The 3,786-nt window shown below is 38.7% G+C and carries 4 protein-coding genes; 3 read left to right on the top strand and 1 reads right to left on the bottom strand.

All coding sequences use genetic code 11. The features are described 5' to 3' along the window. Nucleotides 1–784 (bottom strand): hypothetical protein (locus DP116_RS21340; protein ID WP_169157082.1); only part of this gene is annotated, 784 nt, incomplete at its 3' end. An 827-nt stretch (nucleotides 785–1,611) separates the two neighbouring features. Here DP116_RS21340 and DP116_RS21335 point away from each other — a divergent pair. The 3 genes from DP116_RS21335 to DP116_RS21325 all read left to right on the top strand — a co-directional run bounded on the left by DP116_RS21335 (nucleotide 1,612) and on the right by DP116_RS21325 (nucleotide 3,543). Next, on the top strand, nucleotides 1,612–2,073 hold the full coding sequence (locus tag DP116_RS21335; RefSeq protein WP_169157081.1) for a VOC family protein: 462 nt from the start codon (nucleotides 1,612–1,614) through the stop codon (nucleotides 2,071–2,073). 50 nt (nucleotides 2,074–2,123) lie between these two features. Further along, nucleotides 2,124–2,414 carry a hypothetical protein gene (locus tag DP116_RS21330; protein ID WP_169157080.1) on the top strand — a complete coding sequence of 97 codons (291 nt, stop codon included), beginning with the start codon at nucleotides 2,124–2,126 and terminating at the stop codon, nucleotides 2,412–2,414. A 424-nt stretch (nucleotides 2,415–2,838) separates the two neighbouring features. After that, nucleotides 2,839–3,543, top strand: a complete 705-nt coding sequence (locus tag DP116_RS21325) for an FkbM family methyltransferase (protein WP_211173426.1) — start codon at nucleotides 2,839–2,841, stop codon at nucleotides 3,541–3,543. Nucleotides 3,544–3,786: the final 243 nt, after the last annotated feature.

The following is a 3,786-nucleotide window of genomic DNA, read 5'->3' as shown; positions in this document are numbered from 1 at the left end:
CAGCACCTTGTACAGCTTGGTTAACACCTTGTGCTGTATTTTGTACTGCGTCCAATGTACCTGTTACGGTTTGCCTAGCACCCTCAGCAACACTCTTTGCTGTATCCTGGACTATCTCCGCTCCAGCTTGTACAGCTTGGTTCACACCCTGTGCTGTATTCTGTACTGCGTCCAATGTACCGGCTACGACTTGCTTAGTTCCCTCAGCAACACCCTTTGCCGTATCCACTGCGCTACCGACAACAGCCTCGGTTGCACCATCAGCAATACTCTTTACCGCTTGTCCGACACCTTTTCCTGTTTGGCTAAGACCTCCACCGATAGTCTTTGCGGCTTCTCCTAAACCTTTTGCAGCAACGCTAACGCCCTGAGCTATTCTTTTACCAGCAAAAACGGCTGCTACTGAACCTAATGTACCACCAATGAGTCCGCCTATCAGTCCTCTAGTTAGCGTCACATTTTTGCCTCCGTTTGCTGCTTGAGCACCGGATTGACCATTACTGCTAATTGAAGAACTATTGGAAGAATTATTGGCGTCTGTAGATAACCCTGCACCTATGTTTGTCCCTGAATTCGTATTGGCGTCTGTAGATAACCCTGCACCTATGTTTGTCCCTGATGAACCCACACTGGGTTGACCGATGCTCACGCGGTTCGCATCATCTGTTCTGGATACCCCAACCCCTACGTTTGTGCCTACTGTACCAGCATAAGGTTGACTTGTAGTTATGCTGTTAGTAGTATTTACACTCTGCCTATCCGAAGCCTGCCTGCTCTCAACCATGTCAATCGTTTCCTTAATTAAAAAATTAAAAAGTTAGCGCTCAGCTGTATGTTGTCTTCACTAAAAAATTTAACGATTATAAATAATAAGTTAACCGCCCTAAAGACAGACATAGTTGATGGTATAGTCTCTCTGAAGAGATAATCTTTTTTTCTAGATAAATATACATATTTCCCGTGTCTAGTTTATTTGGTATTATTTTATTCCTGACTTTCATCTCATATTTTGTAAATATTTATTTTTATTAATATATTTTTTGCTTTTTACTGATATAACTTCAAATGAAGTATTGCTGATAATTCTTCATCCTGGAGTTGAGATGAAAAATTAGATAAATTATCCCAATTGTAGTCTGTGTAAAGCTTTTAAGGTTCGCTTCATTCATCTAACTAGAAAATGAGCTATAGCAATCCTATTTGAGTTGTGAGATTTTTCGTGAAGGCTGTCCTTAGTCATTCGTCATTTGTCATTAGTGGTTTCTCACAAATGATTTAGGACTGCTATAGTTCTCCAAAACTCTTTATATGTAAAAATTTTGGCGTTTCGCTCTCGAAATTAGTTTAAAGTCCAGTTCATCTACTTGATAACAATTAGGAAAAATATTAGAGAAATCGAGCAAAAAATTAGGGAAACAGAGCAATGTAACTGTTACGTTTGCCAATTCGATGTTTTTCTGTGATTTCATTCAATATGGTCATATTTATGAAATAATCCCAGTTTGATGAGATGATAATACTTATCAATAGTGAAGCGTTTAATACAGGGAAAAGTCATACTAGAAACTGGTTAGTGTAGCTTCTCCCTTAATCAGTCAATAGAGTTCTGCCATGCAACAAAGTCCTCAATCCCTAAAAAGTGTTCTGACTTCAGGTGACCTGCGACGAGTGCATCACATAGCCCTTAACGTCCATGATATGCAAGCCTCTCGATACTTCTACAGTCATATTCTTGGTTTGCACGAACTGACTGGTGACGAGGTTCCTGCAACTCTTGTAGATTTAGTCGCACAGGGGAAAGTCGCTAACTTTGTCACTCCTGATGGTACTATCCTCGATTTATTTTGGGAACCAGACTTACCACCGCCAGATCCAAATCCAGAACGTACTTTTACCAGAGCATACCACTTGGCGTTTGACATTGCTCCTGAATTGTTTGAGCAAGCAGTCGAAGTCATAAGACAAAATCAAATACAAATTGCCCACGGACCAGTTACACGTCCTACTGGTAGAGGCGTGTATTTCTACGACCCCGATGGCTTTATGATAGAGATACGCTGTGACCCACAATAGCTAGGGAAACAAGGTAATAAAAAAATTCTTGACTAAATGACTAATGACTAATGACTAATTTACAGCAGACATATCAAGTTATCGAAGAGACGATAAAAAAACCTCCGATTCCACATGAGCCACAAAAGCAGTCATTGAAAGCTTGGGCGATGTATTGCCTACGAGATAGAGGTTTTAAGGTAATATATGCTCAAAATGCTGATTTTGCCGTTGAAACCAGAAACGGTGAAAAGATTTATTTTAAAGTCGCAAATGATGGAAGTGATTTGGATAATCAATTCGGTTGGATACTTTGGGATAGGACTACAAAAAATGTCAGCTTCATTCCACCAGAATCTTAGCTGTTGCGTGTTCTGTCGTTTGTCGTGTTTTAATCCCCTTACGGGGAAGTAGATGATTGAAATGTGGAGCGATACGCGTAGCGTCAAGCCTCCGGCTTATCGCACTTTCCCAACTAAAGCAAAATAGCTTGAAATCCCCTTGCGCTTAAGATAATTTCAACACCATAACCATTTGCAGTCAGCCTCACATTCCGATCCCGTGAAACGAAGTCATCGCAAAGACTCTGTTTTACGTTTTTGAATATTAACGTACTTAATAAAACTCAAAAAACGCACTCTTGTCTCTGGGGTTTTTTCGTTGTAGTATTTATGCGAAAGTCTCCGAAACACTCTCGCTAAAAGCAAGTTTCCTAGTTTTATACCTTATCATCACTTAATTTTTAAAAATATGATTTTTTTTGTTGATCAAATCCGGCAATTTTCAATGAAGAATCTCCGTCCTTTGATTCACAAGACAGGGTTTGATATCGTGAGATTTCCCCCTCGCAAATATAATTTTTTAATCACGTTATTAAAAAATCATAATGTAGACACTGTTATAGATGTTGGGGCGAATCTTGGTCAATATGCGACAGAAATCAGAAGCGAAGGTTTTGATGGACGTATTTTATCTATAGAACCAGTACCAGAAGTTTTTAAATCTCTTCAAAAAGCGAAAGCGAAAGACTCAAAGTGGTCAGGTTTTAATTTTGCATTGGGAGCGGAAAATGGAACCACTCAAATAAACTTAACGAATTTTTCCGATTTAAGCTCTATCTTAGAACCCACAGAATATGCTAAAAGTGTCGCACCTGCTTTTGAGGTTAAAGAAAAAATCCAAATTCAATTAAAGACGTTAGATACCTTTTGGAACGAAAATAAGTTAAATAATTCCAAAGTTTTTTTAAAATTAGACTGTCAAGGCTTTGAAGAACAGATTCTACAAGGGGCTAATGAATCTCTCGACAAACTTGTCGGCGTTCAAATGGAACTGTCATTGAAAGCTTTGTATAAAAATCAAAGACTATATAATGATTCCATTGCCTTTATGAAAGAAAAGAAATTTGAACTTTATCATATACTCCCAGTATTTAGCGATGTAAATACCGGACAGCTTCTTGATATGGATGGCTTTTTCTTCAAGAGTTAATAACTAGGGGTGTAGGGGGATAGGGGCAAAACAAGTCAAAAGTATCAAGTAAAAAGTCAAAATTAATACTTCTTACCTTTTGATTTTTGATTTTTGACTTCCCCGTTCGCGCAGCGTGTCCGTAAGGACTTAGGGATGTAGGGGAACTCCACCCTTACACCCGTAACACCCCACACGATCACTCAAACATTCAAAATTCAACTTAGGCAAATTCAAAAAGGAGAGATTCTTAATTTTGAGATT

The organism is Brasilonema bromeliae SPC951 (assembly GCF_012912135.1).
Classification (GTDB): domain Bacteria; phylum Cyanobacteriota; class Cyanobacteriia; order Cyanobacteriales; family Nostocaceae; genus Brasilonema; species Brasilonema bromeliae.
Note: the sequence above shows the minus strand (reverse complement) of the source record. Positions and strands in the feature narration are given on the sequence as shown.